We start from the raw sequence: 17,310 nt of genomic DNA, 5'->3' as shown, positions 1-17,310 counted from the left end.
AGGCACGCCGAAGCGCGCATTTTGAATGAGGCAACGACTAGCCGCATCGCGCGCATAAAAGGCGATTCAACGCGAGTAGGGGTCAGATGAGTTCGAAAACGATGGCGTATGCGCTATCACTCCGAGCACTACAGCAGCCGCTATCGCAGGCGCAATCCATTTCGGGAGGGCCTGCCTGGAACGGTCGCGCAAGCCCAACGCAACGACGAACTGCGCGCACGCCTGGCCGAAGGCCAACAACGAGCGCGCGCCCAGATGGGCGGGTCGGTCCTCAGCTGCGTCCACGAGTTGTTTCAGCGCCCGCGCCGCCGCGAGTTGTGACAGTGCCTGCGCGCTGGTCTTGCCGCCCGCGCTGGCAGCAAGAAATCTGACAAAGGCGCGAGGTGTTGCCCGAATCCGGCTTCGCGGAGGGCCGCGTGGATGGCCTCCATTCACGCTTTCGAGCTTGATGCGCGGGCCAGCCCACGGTGAACTCTTCCCCCGCCGTTGCCGACGGTAGAACTCGACTTTCAGTGTGGCCCAAGTTGACTCCCGCTGAGCACCGTCCCAGGCACACTCCGACGTGGCCCATCGAGCGGGCTGGTTGTGATGGCGCTCGACCCGCGCATGGCCTATCTGATGAACGGCCTTGCCGACACGCAGCCAAGCGAATTCACTGCCGACGAATGCATCTCAACGAATTCCCCGACTTCGCGATCGCCGCCTCCCGCTGGCAGCGATTGAAGCTAAACATGTTCGCGCTGCCCATCTTTATCGTGCCGCACGGACAATTCGTCAGATTTGGCTTGGATTTTGAGCTATTTGGGCAATATCGATGTCGAATCACGCACCGTCACATAGGATTGACGGATGCGGAGGCTGAATGTCGGACGAACCGCCAGCGCCATGCCGGGCATAGACATTGCCGAACAGAGGTCGTGGCAGAACTTCTTCACGACTACCCTGGGCGTGTTCGAAGCATTGAATCGGAAGCTGATAGACGCACACCAGTTGACGCTCGCCGAGGTCAAAATTCTGACCATCCTTTGTGATTCGCCTACCGAGGGCACCCGGATGGGCGACCTGGCCGAGGCGTTGCTGTCACCGCCCAGCGGCATAACACGGCACATCAGTCGACTTGAAGACCGGGGGCTGGTGGTTCGGACGCCGCGCCCGGGTGACAGACGTGTAGTGGTGGCCACCAACACTGACCAGGGACGAAAGATGTTGCAAAGAGCCAACGTTACCTATGCTCAGGCGGTTCGATCCGAGTTCCTCGGGCACCTGTCACGCCCACAGATCGCAGCAATGGGTGAGAGCTGCCGACAGATCGGCGCCGCATTCCAGGGCTAGCGCGGTAGCCGAGATTCGGTCACCGCTGGACTTCGCGGCGGTCAGGTACTTCGCGGCGGTCAGGTCTGGCGGAATGCTTGCGCAGTCAACGTGGCATTGACGAGTGCGGGCATTTCAGCCGGAGTCGAGTTGTCGGGCAGGGCCGGGGGCAAAGGTGCATGCCATTCGGCCACCGTCTGCAAAGCGCGGTCGAGGAACAGTTGCCGGCACGCGCCGCGCTGGACCTTCCCGCTGGAGGTGATCGGAATACTTCTCTGCCGCACTAGAACAACCGAGTCCGCCTCAATCCCATGGTGCGCGGCGAGTGCAGCCTGGATCGCGTCGACTATCTGAGCGAGTTCGGCCTCGCCGACAGTCCAGTCCAGCTCCTGCACCACCACCAGTTGTGTGGCGTCCAGTTCCGGTGTGACCGCAAAAGCAGCACTGCGTCCAACCGAGAACGCCGGATGACAACCCTGAACGGTGACTTCGATGTCGTTCGGGTAGTAGTTGGCGCCGCCGATCACCACGAGATCCTTGTAACGCCCAGCGATATAGAGCTCGCCGTCGTCTAAGAAGCCCAAGTCGCCTGTGCGCAGGAACGGCCCCTCCCCGGTCTCGGCTATGCGCACCGCGAAGGTTCGCTCCGTCTTCTCGGGGTTACCCAGGTAACCGCGGGCGACGCTGGGCCCGGCGATCCAGATCTCACCGACCTCGTCGGCGTCGCACCGCCGGTGGGTTTCGGGGTCGACGATGACGAGTTGCTGTCCGCCGCGAGCCTTTCCGCAACCAACCAGCGCCACGGTGGTCGGGGCGGCCGGAGCGCCGTCAATGACGCGATCGGATTCCAGCGCAACCCGATCCACCTGCCGTGCCACCGGCAGCGGCGAGTTCGAGCCCCCGGTGACCAACAGAGTCGCCTCGGCCAGCCCGTACACCGGCCAGAACGACTCCAGCCGGAACCCGGCCGGGGCAAAGGCGTCGGAGAAGGCACGCATGGTTTCCATCCGCACCGGCTCGGCGCCGTTCATCACGACGGCTAGCCGCGAAAGATCAAGTGCCGCCCGCTCGTCCGGGGTGCTGCGCTGAACGCAGATCTCGTAGGCGAAGTTGGGTGCGACGGTATAGGTGGCATGGTTGCGCGATATCGCCTCCAACCATGCCATCGGTCGTTTCATGAACGCGGCCGGCGACATCAGCACCGTGGTGTAGCCCAGGTAAATCGTCTGCAGGACACCACCGATCAGCCCCATGTCGTGATGCGGCGGCAGCCAGTGCACGGCGATCTGCTGATCGTCCCCGGGCCAGGACTCGCGAATGGCGCCCAGATTGTGCATCAGGTTGGCATGCGTCACCACCACACCGTTGGGCGCCGTGGTCGAGCCCGAGGTGTACTGGATCATGGCGGTGGTGCCGGCGTCGATGTCAGGCGCCTTCCAGCTGTCGGCGGCGGCGCCGGGCACCGCGGCGCTAAGCCATCGCAGGGCCTGCCCGTTGCTCAAGGCGACCAGGGTGTCCACCATGGCTTTGACTTTCAGCGGAGTGTCGGGCGCGGCGATCGCGAAACCGGCCCGGGCATCTGGGATCACCGAGGACAGCCGGGGTGCCAACCGTTCATGCACCGGCACCGCGACGGCACCCGCGTAGACGCAGCCGAAGAAGCCGGTAATCGCGTCGAGACCCGGGCGACAGAACACGAGCACCCGCTGCCCGGTCGCGCCCTGCTGCTGCAGCATCGACGCGATGGCCCGCGCCTTGAGGTCCAACTCACGATAAGTCAGCTGGCTCTCGTCTTCACCGTCGCCGTTGTAGGAGAAGCTGAAGGCAATCTTGTCGCCATAACGCTCGGCTTGTAGTTGCAGTAGCTGAACCAGGGTGTTCGCGGTGGACATGATCTCCTCGCGTTTCTCGGATGCCCCGACGGTCGCCGGGTCCGAGGTGGACCCGGCGACCGTGGCGGAGCAATCCATCGTGGCCGGTCTCAGGGGATGATCTGACCGTCCTGGCCAGCGGTGCCGTTTCCGCCACCGCTGCCTGCCTGGCCGGAAGGGCTGCCGGTGCCGGCCGCGCCGCCGGCTCCGCCGGTACCGGCCGCGCCGCCGGGGCGGGGAAGCACTGCAGCGTCGCCGCCGTTACCGCCGTTACCACCGTCGCCACCGTCGCCGCCGTTGCCGCCAGCGGCGCCGTTGGTGCCATTCCCGGCGGCGCCACCGATGCCACCGTTAGCGCCGACGCCACCCTTGCCGCCGAAGGTCCCTCCGGGCATGCTGCCGCCCTGACCACCGTTGCCGCCGCTACCGGCAGCACCGCCGTTACCGGCTGTGTTGCCGGCGCCGACGCCATTACCGCCGGCGCCGCCATTTCCGGCGGTGCCGCCCGGGCCAGCATTGCCGCCGGTGGGGGTGCCGAGGGCGCCGTCCCCGCCGCTACCGCCGCTACCGCCGTTACCGCCGTTGGCATTGCCGCCGGCACCATTGCCGCCGGTTCCACCGTTGCCTCCGCTGCCGCCCCGAGTCGTACCCGTGCCGCCAGGAGTGGCGCCGTCGGCGCCGTTGCCGCCGTTGCCGCCGTTGGCGTTGTTGGTGCCGTTGCCGCCGTTGCCACCGTTGCCACCGCTGCCACCGAAACCATCACCGCTACTGGCGGCGCCGCCATCGCCACCGTTACCGGCGCTGTTGCCGGGGCCGGCGCCAGCACCACCGTTGCCACCGTTACCGCCGGAGGCGCCGCCGCCACCGTTACCGATGTCACCTGTCGCGCCAGCAGGGCCGGATTCGCTCGCGCCGCCCTGGCCGGGAGTGTTACCGGCGGCCCCGGACGCCCCGGCGTTGCCGCCGGCACCGCCGTCGTAGCCGGTGCCGTCACTGCCGGTGCCGCCGTTGCCGCCGTTACCGCCGTTACCGGCCCTCCCGCCCTGGCCTGTATCGCCGCCAGCACCACCCGCGCCGGTGCCCGACGTACCGCCAGTACCGCCGATGCCTCCGATGCCTCCGTTGCCTCCGTTCGTGCCATTGCCGCCGGGCCCGGTCGCGGAGTTGGCGCCGTCGGCACCATTGGCCCCGGTACCGCCGGTACCGCCGCGGCCGCCGCCGCCACCCGCGCCGTCGAGCGCGCTCGCGCCGTCGGCGCCGGCGGTACCGCTATTGCTAGCACCGCCCGCGCCTGCGGTCCCCGCGTCGCCGCCAGCGCCGCCGATACCGCCGGTGCCACCGGCAAGGCCGTTCCCAGAGCTGTCGGCCCCGCCGGCGCCACCTACGCCGCCGGCGCCGCCGACGCCACCCGTACCGGCTTTGCCGCCGTTGCCGCCATTACCGGTGTTGGAGGCGCCGCCGTGGCCGCCGGTACCACCGGTGCCACCGGTCTCACCGTTAGCGCCGGTACCGCCAGTCGTGCCCGCGGCGAGCCCCGACTCGCCCGCTAAGCCGAAAGCACCGGCGCCGCCGGTACCGCCACTACCGCCGGTACCGCCATTACCGGCATTACCGCTACCACCGTCGCCGCCGGCACCTCCACTGGCCCCCATGCCGGAACCGCCGTTGCCGCCGTTGCCGCCGTTGCCGCCATGGCTGGACAGATTGAGCGTGTTCGTGGGAACGAGCGTCGCTGACGTGCTGTCACCACCGGTGCCGCCGTCACCGCCGGTCCTAACGTCGCCCTTAGCGGCACCGTTACCGCCGTTGCCACCGTTACCGCCGACAGCCGTACCGTCGCCCCCGTCGCCTCCGGCGCTGCCAGCTCCCAACTGGCTTGCACCACCATTGCCGCCGTTACCGCCCACACTCACGCCGGTGGTGGCGCCGTCGCCACCACGGCCGCCGTCACCGCCACCACCCCCGGTTCCAGCAGTGGAAGAGGTACCGTTGCCGCCGTTACCCCCATTGCCGCCCACGCTGTATACGGTGCCCGGGTCATTGGTGAAGACGACACCATCGACGTCCTTCCATCCGGTGCCACCGCCTCCATTACCGCCGCTTCCGCCGTTACCGGAGGTCCCCGAGCCGGTCAGGCCGGTGCTGCCACCGGCGCCGCCGTTGCCGCCATTGGCGTGTGCACCGGAGAGCAGCCCACCGCCGGCACCGACCGTGCCGTTACCGCCGTCACCGCCGTTGCCGCCAGTACCGGCGTGCCCACCGATGGTGTCGCCGCCAGCGCCACCAACACCACCGACACCGCCGAAGGTCTGGATGGTGTTGTCGTCGGTGCCGCCGTTGCCGCCGGCGCCACCGACGCCTCCGTCACCGCCAGTACCGATGTTGCTGGCACCACCCTTGCCGCCGACGCCGCCATTGCCGGCGACACCTTGGACACCGGCGGCACCGCTGGCGGCACCGCCCGTACCGCCGGTACCACCGACACCGCCGGTGTTGAAGCCGCCGGTCTGCCCGCCGACACCACCCACGCCACCGTTGCCGCCCTTGGCGATTCCGGCACCGCCGCTACCACCGGTGCCACCGCTGCCGCCGTCGGTGCCCTCGCTCTGGGCACCGGCACCGCCGGCACCACCGTTGCCACCAGTCAAGCCTTGACCGCCAGCCCCACCGGTGCCACCGTCACCCGGGCCGCCGCCCATTGCACTGCTACCGACCAGACCGGAGCTGCCACCGGCACCACCGGCACCGCCATTACCACCCTTGCCGAGGAAGTCGCCGTTGCCGTCCTGGTACGCATCGCCACCAGCGCCACCGACCCCGCCATTGGCGCCGATCCCGGCTTGGCCGTTCTGCCAGAAATTGCTACCGGCAGCACCACCACTACCACCGGCAGCGCCGGTGCCGCCGTTGACGTGATCGACGGTGCCGGCAGCACCGGCTCCGCCGATACCGGCCGCGCCGCCGTTGCCACCGTTGCCGTATTGAGCGCCGCCCCGTCCGCCGGCCCCGCCGTTGCCGCCGGCGCTGCCCGCGCCGCTACCGCCGTTGGCGTAGCTGCCATTCACGCCGTTGCCGGCATCACCGCCGACCCCGCCGTTGCCGAACAGCCAGCCCACCGCGGCTCCGCCCTCGCCACCGTTGCCGCCGGCTATCCCAACAACGCCGGCACCTGCCTCCCCACCAGCGCCACCGTTGCCCATCCACAGGGCGCCCGCGCCACCAGCACCGCCATCAGCGCCTACGCCGCCGTTACCACCGTCGCCACCATTGCCGAACCACCCAAGGGCCGCCCCGCCGTCACCACCGCCGACGCCCGCCAGGTCGCTGGTCCAACCGTCACCGCCGTCGCCGAACCACAGGCCGCCGTCGCCGCCATCCGGATTGACCATGGTCCCGTCGGTACCGTTGCCGATCAGGTACATCCCGCTGAAGTCATTGACCCAGCCGTTGACCATCTCCCCGAACGGATTGGTGATCCAGGCCTGCATACTCATGTGCAGCGGGGCGTAGATCCAGTCGCCAAGGAAGTTGGTCACCCAGTCACCCGAGGCATCGGCCGACCCGGCCGGGGCGCCGCCGGTAACCAACGTGTCAAGCCAACTGGACCAATCGACGGCCGCAGGGCTAGCCTCCAGCGCCGAAGGGTCAACGAGGCTAGAAAGCCAGTCCAAGTCGAGCAGGTCCTCGAAGTCGGCTTGGGCGCGTGGCGCGCCCGCGAGCGGCATCATGCCGAACGCCAAGAAGGCGGCAACCGCGCTGCCGGCACCGGCCGCCCGGCTGCTGCGCCGCGGCCCAGTCTTACCAGCCTGGCTGCTGATATGACGACGATTCATGTGCAAACACCTCTCCTGTAAAAAGTCTTTGTTGGCTAGTTGAATTTGTCGGCGGAGTCGATGCGCCCGGTCAGTCGGCCGGGAAAAAGTCGCTGAACCACTCGTCGAAGTTGGTCGAGAAGTCGATGTCGGTCCCCGGAGGCATCGCGGGCACGTCGTACGGGCCGGCTTTGCCGTTCCAGGTGCCCCAGCCGAGCTGGCTGGCGATGACCTGATCCAGTCCCAGCCCGGCCCCCAACGGTCCGACCGGGTCGCTGTCAAGTTGCAGCGTGTTGATGACCGGAACACCGGTGAAGGTGATGCCGACGCTGTTGAAGATCGAACCCCCTACGGCGGGGGCGTCGCCGACTGAGTTGCCAGCGTCGTCGACGACGTTGTAGGGGTTTACCTGGACGTTCCCGCCGGGACTGAGCAGACCGCCGAACGCGATGTCCAGATGAGTCATTGCCATGTTCCCGGGGAAAAGACCCAGGCCATTGATCATCGGAGTCAGGGCGCTGAGGTCGAGGGTGGCGCCGTTCAACAAGCCGTTGAGCGGGCTGGCCATGATCTGGCCGAAACTGTCGCCCTCAGTAATGCTGTTCAGCAGAGCGACCCAGGGACTGATGCCGGGCCCCAGCGCGCCCATGATGACGCCGCCCCACGGCGATGCCAGGAAGTTGATGATGGGCATGATCGAGTCGGCCTGATCGGGTGGCAAGTAGCCCGCAATCTGACCGAACATTGTGGCGTGACCGCCAGTCAAGGTCCCATCCATGGTGTGGTGGACCACGGCATCCACGGTGTCCTGGTTGGCGTTCATCAGCGTGATGGCCGACATCGCCGCCTTCCAGTTCTCCTGCATCTCGCTGGTGACCTGGGTGAGGTTCGCCGGGTCGTCGATGACCTGCTGCGCATAGCCGGAGAGATTCGCCATGAGCTGTTGGAACGCGACGCCGGGAGCCAGATAGAAGGACTGGGTGAGCGTGTTGACGTTGTCCGTCGCGGTACCGAAGACCTGCAGCCACGGGTCAAGAAGATCGCCCAGGGGGCTGCTGTCGGCGGCTAGCCCGACGTCGATGACGCTGTGCATGCCGGGCAGCGGTGCGGCCACCGGCGTCACCGCGACGAGGCCAGCGCCCACGATCGCGACACCGACGGTGGCGTAGGGACGAATTGCTAACGGCATTGCCATCTCCTCAGAGCTCGCCTTCAGTTCAACGGGTACAAAGTTCGAACGACCCTTCACTTGGGTCAAAACGAGAAATTACCTCAGAGACACTCAGGTTCCTACAGGTTTCGGGCCCTGGGGAATCATCCGTTTACGGCTAGCGCTGATCCGCTATCCCATAATGGAACGGAATTGCTGCTCAGCCCGCACTGGCGGCGATATCAGCAACCAATATTTCTGTTCTACACGATTACATATGGAAATATTCAGAAAATTGATTAGAACACGTTCATAACCATCGTTACGGCCTCGCAGCACACAGGACCGGGGTGTCACCTGCGGTTATTGATCGGCTGAGCATCTTCCATGCGTCCAGTTGGCGACGCCCCATTGCATCGGCGATGGCCCCATCGCAGTCTTCACATGGCAAAGCGCTGCGACATTGGGTCAACATGCACGAAGAAGGCAGCACAATTCGACGGAAATCGCCACAACCAGCGGCGTCTCGCACTGCGCACTAAGGCAAGGTCGGCGGTCCGACCGTCACCTCGAACTAATATTTAGCTAAACGAACAGGGATGGATGAACCGACTCAAAGCGGCTCGAAGCCCGGAGGCTCGGCGGCCTTAGCCCCCTGACTGATCCGACGACACCCGTCACTCAGCGCGATCATCTGCCGGCGCGACATCTGATCGAGGTAGTACCTGCGAACATCCTGGGCGTACGCCCGGGCTGCAGGCTTGACCTTCTCCCGCCCCTGGCGAGTGATGACGGCAACCACACCTCGCAAGTCCTTCGTGCTGCGGGCGCGACCCACCAACCCCTGCGACTCCAGCCGCCGAACCTGTTGGCTGATCCGACTGGGATTGACCATCAACTCCTGCGCCAAGTCACCCATCCGCACCCACCCGCCCGGCGACCTGTTGAGCATGTCGAGCAGCAGGAAGTCAAACAGCGTGAGCTTGTGCTCGGCAAGCAGCCGCCGGCTCAGCATGTCGACCAGTCGCGCCGATGCGTTCAAGAACTCTTGCCAACACTCCTGCTCCAAGTCATCGAGCCCCGGTAAGCGATTCGTCGGCGGCTCAGCACTCGTCTCCTCCACGGCGGGCGACGGTATCCAACATGGTTGTCCCACACGAGAGGAAACGCTGGCAAATTCAATTGTCACCGCGAACCCACCGCCCGACGCCGGCGATCCGCAATCTTCGAGTCGACGACGTTGCGCTGGTCATAGACTTCTCGATCCCGTATCAGGAAATTTTCAGACTGAACTACCTAGTTCACGGCAGAAGCTACTCGCGAGTAGCTTTTCGCAACATGTTCTCGCGTGACAGCTAGATAGCTGACTGCTGATTGATTGAGTATTACATAGAGTTCAGACGTCGTAAATGGTCAGATCAACCGTTTGCTGTATAACGTTGTTATTGGAACGTGTGTCAAGTCGCTCCCGGCGGGGCCGAGCCGGGACCATTCAGACCGTCTTGGCAAACCCATCGGAGGCGACTCTCAGTCGGAGAGTGAAACGCGGCGGTCCATCCTGCACTCCTGCCGCGCTCCGCGATCCCAGCAAATTTGCCGCACATGACAGGCGGGGCGCGCTTCACCGTCCGGAGCCGGATTATTCTGGTACCGACGCACCATAATGGCGCGGCGGCCCGCCCGCCGACTGGATTGACTTGACAGCCCCGGTACGTGGCGGACTCGTTCGCTCAACACGTCACCGTCATCGGTACATTGAGCGCCCCGCACGCGTCGACTAAGACCAGAACCTCGTTGCGTGATATATCGCGGTATGCGCGAAACTTTCCCGCGCATCGGTCGCCAATGCCCGATGACCGGCGCACGCTCGGTAGACGGAATACGCACGGTCGCACCCCGCCGGGCAGAGGCGGGCGAGCAGTCCGCGCGTTCCCAGGCCTTTGGCTTGCGTGCGTACCAGCTCCGCACCAACCGCAGCACCTCGGTCACCCGTGCCGCCACCCGCGATCAGTCCTAGTCAGCAGACCGTAGCACCGCCACGTTGAGGCGTGTAACCTTGTGTGCCACAAGATGTTTAGTGTCGCCCGTGACCGACTGCTCTCATCGACCCGTCGCCGACCTTCCTTCGGCACCGGTGCTCGACATTGTCCGGACCCCAGAAACGACGTTCACCAAAGACCCCGACCTACCGCATCCGCGGCGAGGGGACCATAGGCGACGTGCTGGACAACTCGCCGGCAAGGATGCAGGCAAGTTGAGCCACAATCAGAAGTCCGTCAAACAGACAGCGTTTGCACAGGTCACTTATCTGTCTATTTCACGCCAGAACCTTTCCAGCGTGAACTATCTGTTTCAGAAAAGAACCTGCTCGTGAGTGCCCTTTAAGACGTGCTTTACCAGCAGGTTTACGTAGCTGACCGCCTCGATACGCGCACAGACGACGAGGTAAAGGGTGGTATGCAGCAGGTGATCGACGTTGCCGTGGCTCCTGGTGTCACGCCGCCGGCACACTCCGACTCAGTGGTCACCGCAAAGCTCGCCGACCCTGTCCACGCCTGCCGGTGCACTTCAGAAATCCCACTCCAGGCCAGATCCAGCTGGTCGTAGCGACCCGGCTGCAGCTACATCGAAAGCTGGTGCGCCGCCTCATGCCGGGCGGCATCAATCGACGTCATCTTGGCTGCCTTCGGCACATGTATTCACAACCTGTCGCAGCGCGTGTGTGGCACCGCGCAGGCGCCAAAGAAGATCGACCGGACTCCGAAAGGGTGCTTCCCCCAGCGCCCGACGCGGGTGACGCCTCACCCGCGGGCATGCCGCTGGGCGGCGTGTTTCACATCTCAGCTTTGAGCGGGCCGTTGATCCGCCGGCAGCTGTCGACCAGGCAGACCATCTGCTCGTGCCGAAGGTGGTCGAGGTAGTGCGCGCGGACCTGCTGCGCGTAGGTTTCCAGCACTGCGGACAGACGTATGTGGCCGTCACTGGTGAGCCGGGGCAGCATCCCGCGCCGGTCGCGCCTGTCCGGACTGCGAGTGATCCAGCCCAGCTCTTCCAGCCGGCGGACCTGGTTGGCCAACTGCCCCTCTGACACCCGCAGTGCCCGGGCCAGGGCGCGGAGCCGATGTGTTCGGCGGTTCGGCCTGTTGAGCAATTCCAGCAGAAGCACGTCACGAATGCTGACGTCGTGCGTGCCCTTCAGGGATCCGTTCAGTGTGGCGATTACGTTGAGCGAGCAGCTCAGAAAGTGTTGCCACGATTGATGCTCGATCCCGTCGAGCCCGGGCAGCCAGCGTGTGTGCAGGAAGGCGTGTGTCTCGTCCACGGCGCGGGACGCTAGCGAGATTGTCGCGCCCGTATCGCTGAACTCCCATAATTCGCAGCCATTGACGCGTATTCGGCTCGGCGAGAATGACATTCGATGAGGGCACGTTCTGACTGATTACGCTGGTCAGCGAGATGCGCTGGCTCGCAACGGAATATTTCCACGTCGAACTAGTTGGTTCAGATCGAAAATCTGGCTATGCCCGGTGACGCGGTGGGGTTTCGTTGCGCAACACGCCCTTGGCGACTGCGCGTAGATTGCGACCCGCGTTTTCGCCGATCTGCTTATCAGTTGAGGATTGGCACCGCTCGAAATGTCGACCACCATGGAGTCCGTCCCTAACGATCCCACGTTTGAGTATGCGCAGCGCCGACGATCTCAAAGCCCAGCCTCGCCGTGCACTGAGGGGCGTGCGATATCCTCGCGGCTCGGTCCCGTTGAGTCATCTACACCGATCAACGCAGGAATAGTTGGTCCGAGCCCCTACCCGGCGCGGACTCGCCGGCCGATCGCATCACTGAGCGCATCAAGCTCGGTCAACACGTCGGCGGCCGCCCAGACGCGGTTGCGCGCTCCCGTTGACAGAATCTCGAGGATGCCGAGCTCCGTCAGGCGTCCGAGAGCCCGGTATGTGCTGGCGTCTGTTGTTCCCGTGATCCGTTGGGCGGTATCGGCATTGAAGATCGGAACGTCCAAAAGGCTCTCAAGTAGGGTCTCGTCTGCGGAGCCGGACCTCGGGCGCGCAACTGACCGCCAGTGGTCGGGCAGTTCGGCGAGGTGGACTGCCGATTCTTCCGCGGCGTTGCTCGCGTGTACGGCAGCGTCAGCGAGGTAGCCAACGAATTGATCGGCGTCACCGCACCGGTAGTTGGTGAGTCGCGCGAAATAGTCATCAGTATTGGCCAGCATGACCGATGCCAGCGGCACGGTGATTCGTTGGGTGAGCCCCCGCCGGCGGAGGATGGCGCTGATCAGTGCACGCCCGATACGGCCGTTGCCGTCGGCAAACGGGTGGATCGATTCGAACTGCGCATGTGCGATAGCAGCCTGCGCGACGATCGGTAGGTCTGTGCGGTTGGCGAATACCAGCAGGTCTTCAACAAGCGAAGGCACTGACTCCGGCGGTGGCGGTATGTAGAGCGCCCCGATGGGTGTGTAGTCGCTGCCACCGATCCAGTTCTGAACGTTGCGCAGCTGCCCGGGGCTGTCGGCGTAGGGGTCGGGTGCCATCAGTAGTCGATGGGTTTCGAGGACCGCTTCGAGAGTAAGAGGACCGGCGTCGGCCGCGTCAACAAGTTGCATCAACGCCCGAACGGCAGCGAGTTGGGATTCTGCCTCCGCGCTGGCGCTTCCGCCTGCGAAGGCTTTACCGAATGCGCGCCATCCAGCGTCGATGTGCTCGATCTTGGACGACGCCACGGACTCACTCCGCAACAAGAAGTCGGCTAAGGGTGCAAGATGCTGGCCGAATCCGGCTTCCAGGCGAGCGACGGCAACCAGGGCGGCCTCATGCGCGCGCGCCACTGCACCCACCGGGTCATAGTCCAGGTCGCCAATCATTGGAGGTAGCGCCACTTCGATCTGCTTGAGCATGCGATCGTCACGGTTACCCTGCAGCTTACGAGGCGCCCACTCACGCTGCTCGACCTGATGCGCAGGCCAGCCCATAGCGAACCCTTCTCACATAACCGATACCAAAACCATCATTAGTATAGGTTTACATCTCGAAAGTTAGCTATAAACGCCGGCGGCGGCTGGACCCCCATGACCGTCAGGGCGCTGGAGTGTTAGATGCTCCCCGGGGTCTGTATGGCATGGCCCAGCCCGACGTGGGTAGCTCGCCTGCGAGCTGCGACCCGTGCGCCAGCTGTCGCATTGCCTAGCAATTTTCCCCATCGGATCTGCCGTTAATGCTGGCCAACAGGGGTTCGAGATCACCGCCACATTGATTTGTACGCCCACTGGGCGCACAATCGGCTACATGGCTGAAAACCATGGGAAAACCGACTCGGACCGCGGCAGACGGGCCGGGAAGCCGGTTGCACGCAGCACCCAAACTGGGGGGCACATCGTACGGCGCGACCGTTCCCAAAGGGCCGTCTTCGCATCAGGAAGCGGTAAGTGGACATCCGGGGAGCGGAAGACCAGTCGCCTCACCGCGAGGCTGACTCCCGACCAAGACGCGATCATTCGCTACGCCGCTGAACTCACCGGGACCGATATCACGAACTTCACCATCACGACGCTGCTGGCACGCGCCGCCGACATTTTGGCCGACCGCAGGCTCTTCATCTTGGACGACGCCGCATGGGCCGAGTTCAACGCGATGCTCGACGCACCGGCTTCACACAAGCCTCGACTCGAGAAATTGTTCTCGGAACCCAGCGTCTTCGATACGACGTCCGAGAGGTGAGCTATTGCTTTCCCCGGCCAATAACCCCGGCCGACGAAGTCGCTGCGTTCGACAGCGGCGAACCCAGCTTGGACGACTACCTGCAACGGAGGGCGCTGGCCAACCACACCGAGGGCGGCTCTAGGTGTTTAGTCACCACGATCGGAAGGCGGGTGGTCGGTTACTACTGCTTGGCGGCGGGGTCTGTTCAGCACCAGGACGCGCCAGGCAGGGTGCGCCGAAACATGCCGCGACCGGTGCCGGTGATTCTGCTGTCCCGGCTCGCCGTCGACCGAAAGGAGCGGGGCAACGGGCTGGGCAGTCATCTCCTGCGGGACGCGATTACCCGATCAGCGCAGGCCGCGGAGACCATTGGCGTGCGCGCGATCCTGGTGCACGCACTGCACGCGGATGCCGCCAGTTTCTACCGGCACTTCGACTTCGCGCCAAGCCCAACCGATGACCTGCACCTGACGCTACTGATCAAGGACGCCCGCGCATTGCTCGGAGGGTAGAGAAAGTCCGAAGTAGGCAGAACAGTCGCACCCCTCAGATCATCGCCCGCAACGCCGGCGGCGGCTCCACCCCCATGACCGTCAAGGCACTGGAGTGATAGATCGTCCCCGGGGTCTGGATGGCGTGGCCCAGCCCGACGTGGGCGTCGCGCCAGAATCGCTGCAGCGGATTGTTCCGGCGCGCGGCATTGCCCCCGGAGCGGGCGAAGATCGCGTCGGCGGCGGCAACGGCCCGCCAAGCGCAGCGAATCTGGTTGCGCCGCACCAGTGATCGATCCTCGAAGCTGATCTCCTTACCGGCGTCGGCGAGGTCATACATTCTGCTGATGCCGTCCAGGAGTTGCACCCGTGAGGCGGCGATTTCCGCGGCGGCCTCCGAGATCGCGTAGAGCACATACGGGTCGTCCTTGATCTTGGTGCCGGTGGCGGCCACCCGGTCGCGCTGATAGTCCAGGTGGGCGGCCAGTGCGCCTTCGGTGATCCCGATGAGCGCAGCGGTGATCCCCAGCGGGAACATCGTCCAGAACGGCAGTTTGTAGACGGTCTCGGTACGTCCGGCCGCTTCAGCGGCGCTGGCACCGGAGGCGACGTGCTCGAAGTCGACGGTGCGGTAGTCCGGGATGAAGGCACCGTCGACGATGATGTCCTTGCTGCCGGTGCCCGACAGGCCGATGACGTCCCAGGAGTCCTCGACGATGGTGTAGTCAGTCCGCGGCAAGACAACATGCAGCACCTTCGGCGGCCCACCCTCGGCGCCACCGACGCGCGCGCCCAGGAAGATCCAACTGCAGTGATCGGTGCCCGAGGAGAAGTTCCACCGCCCGGTCAACCGATAACCACCCTCGACCGGGGTCGCAATCCCTTGCGCGGCATAGGGGGAGGCGATCCAGGTGTCGGGGTCCTCGGCCCAGATTTCAGCTTGCAGCCGGCGGTCCATCAGCGCCATCTCCCAGGGGTGCACTCCCCCGACGCCGCACACCCAGCCGGTGGAGCCGCAGTGCTTGGCCACCGCCATGACCGCCTCGGCGAAGTCGCGCGGGTGGGCCGCGTAGCCGCCGAAGTCCGTCGGCTGCAGCATCCGCATGACGCCGGCCTGGCGAATCAGGGCCACGGACTGCTCGGAGAGCTTGCCGAGCCGTTCGCTGTCTTCGGCGGTACCGGCCAGCTGGGCGGCGATCTGCTCGACGCGCTCGACAACTTCGTGCGCCATAACCGGCACCTCCTGATCTGGCGGAACCCACGGCGGGATCCGTTGATTTCCGTACCGTATCCCCGATTTGTCCGTTTGGTCAAGCCATATGGTCAATCCATTTGTGCAACCACTCCATGGGCGGTTAACCTGCACAGATGGGCAACCGTGAGGATCTACTGGAAGGCGCCAAGCGCTGCCTCGTCGAACGGGGCTGGGCGAATACGACGGTGCGTGACATCGCCGCGGCGGCCGGTGTCAGCCATGCCGCCATCGGCTATCACTTCGGCAGCCGGGAACGACTTCTGGTGCAGGCCCTCTTCGAAGAGCTCGACGAACTCGACGCCCGCATGTCGCCCGATGGCCAGTCGGCCACAGCCGTGGAGCGGTGGCAGGCGGTGCTGGAGTCCTTCACCACCGACAAAGCGCTGTGGACATCGCATCTGGAAGCGATCGTGCAAGCCCAACGCAACGACGAACTGCGCGCACGCCTCGCCGAAGGCCAGCAACGCGCGCGTGCCGAAATGGGCGGATCGGTCGCGCTGGCCGTGGTGTTGGGCATGATGATTCAGTCACTAATCGACCCCGACAGCGCACCGACGGCCGAGCAGGCGGTTGCCGAACTGCGCGAGCTAGCAGGCGGAGCGCCCAACCCACAGTGACTTGGAGTGGCGCCAATAGCCAACGGCCATCATGCTTTAGTCCATCTCTTCTCAGCCGTAATTACCTCGAGCGGCTAGCGCACCGCGCGCACCCCCGCCTTGCGATCGGCTTCACGCCCATCGCGCCGGCCGCCGCGCGCGCCGGCCGGCGCTTCGTCCTGGCAGATCCGTAGTGCGCGGTTGATCTGACCACAGCTCTCCGCCATTGATGCGATTTGTGGGCGGGTCAGCACTCCAAAGAAATGACTCCGGACCGAAGCGGCATACGTGATCATCGCTCGCTCCACACTCGTCCGTCCGAAGCTGGTAATAGTCGCCAGCACGCGCCGTCGGTCAGATGGACTCACCGTCCGCTCCACCAAGCCCTGGTCTTCGAGGCGGCGGATCTGTCTGGTCAGCCGACTCGGCGTGGACGCCAACGCACCCGCCAGCACACCCATCTGAACCCCACCGGCCGGGGAGCTGTCCAGGTGGGCCAGCAGCTGCACATCGATCAGAGACAACTGGTGCGAATCATCCAATTGGCGGTTGAGCATCATCGTCACACGTAGGACGGCATTCAGATAGTTGTCCCACGACTTCCGCTCGGCGAAGTCCAGTTCGGGTGCTCCGCCCCCAACACGGCTAGGCACGATTCCGCCCATGCCCTTGTCCCCCTTCGATTCGTTCATGACCGCGCCACCGTGCTGGACAGCGCAACCCCCGGACGATGCCGCCCCGAGGCTAACCGAGACGCGACCGTTTTGTATTGAAAACTGAGCCTTCCTGGCAGTCAGACTGACAGGAGGCCGCTGATCGAAGTTGTCGACCCCGCGGGTTCTGCGCCAGGAATCTGGTATATCCACTGGTCATTGGCCCAGTTACGCCTGCGCCTGCGTGGCAGAACCGGCTCGCAGCGAGCCGGCGCGGACCACACCAAACATGAATACAGGACTTTAATAGTCCATTCTGTAAGTCGCGGCTGATCGCTACGGACGCGCCAGCCTCTCGGGCTTCGTCAAAGCACGGGCGCCTCCGGGCAACCGCATGCACGGAGACCCGCGACCGCGGTCGTCGGGCTCGCTTGGAGCCCGACGACCGTGGCCG

General features: G+C 65.1%; 13 protein-coding genes. 5 read left to right on the top strand and 8 right to left on the bottom strand.

The annotated features are described in order from the left end of the window. The first annotated feature begins 108 nt into the window (after positions 1-108). Together ACJH71_RS21990 and ACJH71_RS21985 are read left to right on the top strand one after the other, a co-directional pair. Positions 109-321, top strand: a complete 213-nt coding sequence (locus ACJH71_RS21990) for a hypothetical protein (RefSeq protein ID WP_406760100.1) — start codon at positions 109-111, stop codon at positions 319-321. Positions 322-849: 528 nt separating this feature from the next. Next, positions 850-1,332, top strand: coding sequence for a MarR family winged helix-turn-helix transcriptional regulator (locus ACJH71_RS21985; protein WP_406760099.1), 483 nt, complete (start codon positions 850-852; stop codon positions 1,330-1,332). Between the two features lie 59 nt (positions 1,333-1,391). Here ACJH71_RS21985 and ACJH71_RS21980 read toward each other — a convergent pair whose 3' ends face one another. From ACJH71_RS21980 to ACJH71_RS21955, 6 genes are all read right to left on the bottom strand, one after another. Continuing rightward, entirely contained in the window at positions 1,392-3,281 is a 1,890-nt protein-coding gene (locus ACJH71_RS21980; protein WP_406760098.1) for a fatty acyl-AMP ligase, read from the bottom strand. Between the two features lie 11 nt (positions 3,282-3,292). Beyond that, positions 3,293-7,015 carry a PGRS repeat-containing protein gene (locus ACJH71_RS21975; protein WP_406760097.1) on the bottom strand — a complete coding sequence of 1,241 codons (3,723 nt, stop codon included), beginning with the start codon at positions 7,013-7,015 and terminating at the stop codon, positions 3,293-3,295. Between the two features lie 70 nt (positions 7,016-7,085). Further along, positions 7,086-8,183: an outer membrane porin GjpA gene (gene gjpA / locus ACJH71_RS21970; protein ID WP_406760096.1), complete on the bottom strand. Its 1,098-nt coding sequence runs from the start codon at positions 8,181-8,183 to the stop codon at positions 7,086-7,088. A 574-nt stretch (positions 8,184-8,757) separates the two neighbouring features. Beyond that, positions 8,758-9,267, bottom strand: coding sequence for a MarR family winged helix-turn-helix transcriptional regulator (locus ACJH71_RS21965; protein ID WP_406760095.1), 510 nt, complete (start codon positions 9,265-9,267; stop codon positions 8,758-8,760). Between the two features lie 1,710 nt (positions 9,268-10,977). Beyond that, on the bottom strand, positions 10,978-11,466 hold the full coding sequence (locus ACJH71_RS21960; RefSeq protein ID WP_406760094.1) for a MarR family transcriptional regulator: 489 nt from the start codon (positions 11,464-11,466) through the stop codon (positions 10,978-10,980). Positions 11,467-11,949: 483 nt separating this feature from the next. Then, entirely contained in the window at positions 11,950-13,134 is a 1,185-nt protein-coding gene (locus ACJH71_RS21955; RefSeq protein WP_406760093.1) for a Fic family protein, read from the bottom strand. Between the two features lie 313 nt (positions 13,135-13,447). Here ACJH71_RS21955 and ACJH71_RS21950 point away from each other — a divergent pair, with 313 nt between their 5' ends. Further along, positions 13,448-13,879: a DUF1778 domain-containing protein gene (locus ACJH71_RS21950; protein ID WP_406760092.1), complete on the top strand. Its 432-nt coding sequence runs from the start codon at positions 13,448-13,450 to the stop codon at positions 13,877-13,879. Then, complete coding sequence (locus ACJH71_RS21945; RefSeq protein WP_406760091.1) at positions 13,876-14,373, top strand: GNAT family N-acetyltransferase; 498 nt, start codon at positions 13,876-13,878, stop codon at positions 14,371-14,373. Before ACJH71_RS21950 ends, ACJH71_RS21945 begins: the two co-directional genes overlap by 4 nt. Before the next feature lie 34 nt (positions 14,374-14,407). Here ACJH71_RS21945 and ACJH71_RS21940 read toward each other — a convergent pair whose 3' ends face one another. After that, positions 14,408-15,583: an acyl-CoA dehydrogenase family protein gene (locus ACJH71_RS21940; protein WP_406760090.1), complete on the bottom strand. Its 1,176-nt coding sequence runs from the start codon at positions 15,581-15,583 to the stop codon at positions 14,408-14,410. Between the two features lie 137 nt (positions 15,584-15,720). Here ACJH71_RS21940 and ACJH71_RS21935 point away from each other — a divergent pair, with 137 nt between their 5' ends. Beyond that, a complete protein-coding gene (locus ACJH71_RS21935) occupies positions 15,721-16,224 on the top strand; it encodes a TetR family transcriptional regulator (RefSeq protein WP_406760089.1) in 504 nt (167 codons plus the stop codon). Positions 16,225-16,298: 74 nt separating this feature from the next. On the opposite strand, the gene ACJH71_RS21930 is transcribed toward ACJH71_RS21935, so the two are convergent. Then, on the bottom strand, positions 16,299-16,895 hold the full coding sequence (locus tag ACJH71_RS21930) for a MarR family winged helix-turn-helix transcriptional regulator (protein WP_406760088.1): 597 nt from the start codon (positions 16,893-16,895) through the stop codon (positions 16,299-16,301). Positions 16,896-17,310 lie beyond the last annotated feature (415 nt).

Origin of the sequence: Mycobacterium sp. SMC-15 (genome assembly GCF_045310925.1) — a bacterium.
Classification (GTDB): domain Bacteria; phylum Actinomycetota; class Actinomycetes; order Mycobacteriales; family Mycobacteriaceae; genus Mycobacterium.
Note: the sequence above shows the minus strand (reverse complement) of the source record. Positions and strands in the feature narration are given on the sequence as shown.

Coding starts and splice junctions, on each gene's coding strand:
- ACJH71_RS21990 (WP_406760100.1), top strand. CDS start 109: ATGCGCTATCACTCCGAGCACTACAGCAGCCGCTATCGCAGGCGCAAT.
- ACJH71_RS21985 (WP_406760099.1), top strand. CDS start 850: ATGCGGAGGCTGAATGTCGGACGAACCGCCAGCGCCATGCCGGGCATA.
- ACJH71_RS21980 (WP_406760098.1), bottom strand. CDS start 3,281: ATGGATTGCTCCGCCACGGTCGCCGGGTCCACCTCGGACCCGGCGACC.
- ACJH71_RS21975 (WP_406760097.1), bottom strand. CDS start 7,015: ATGAATCGTCGTCATATCAGCAGCCAGGCTGGTAAGACTGGGCCGCGG.
- gjpA (WP_406760096.1), bottom strand. CDS start 8,183: ATGCCGTTAGCAATTCGTCCCTACGCCACCGTCGGTGTCGCGATCGTG.
- ACJH71_RS21955 (WP_406760093.1), bottom strand. CDS start 13,134: ATGGGCTGGCCTGCGCATCAGGTCGAGCAGCGTGAGTGGGCGCCTCGT.
- ACJH71_RS21950 (WP_406760092.1), top strand. CDS start 13,448: ATGGCTGAAAACCATGGGAAAACCGACTCGGACCGCGGCAGACGGGCC.
- ACJH71_RS21940 (WP_406760090.1), bottom strand. CDS start 15,583: ATGGCGCACGAAGTTGTCGAGCGCGTCGAGCAGATCGCCGCCCAGCTG.
- ACJH71_RS21935 (WP_406760089.1), top strand. CDS start 15,721: ATGGGCAACCGTGAGGATCTACTGGAAGGCGCCAAGCGCTGCCTCGTC.
- ACJH71_RS21930 (WP_406760088.1), bottom strand. CDS start 16,895: ATGAACGAATCGAAGGGGGACAAGGGCATGGGCGGAATCGTGCCTAGC.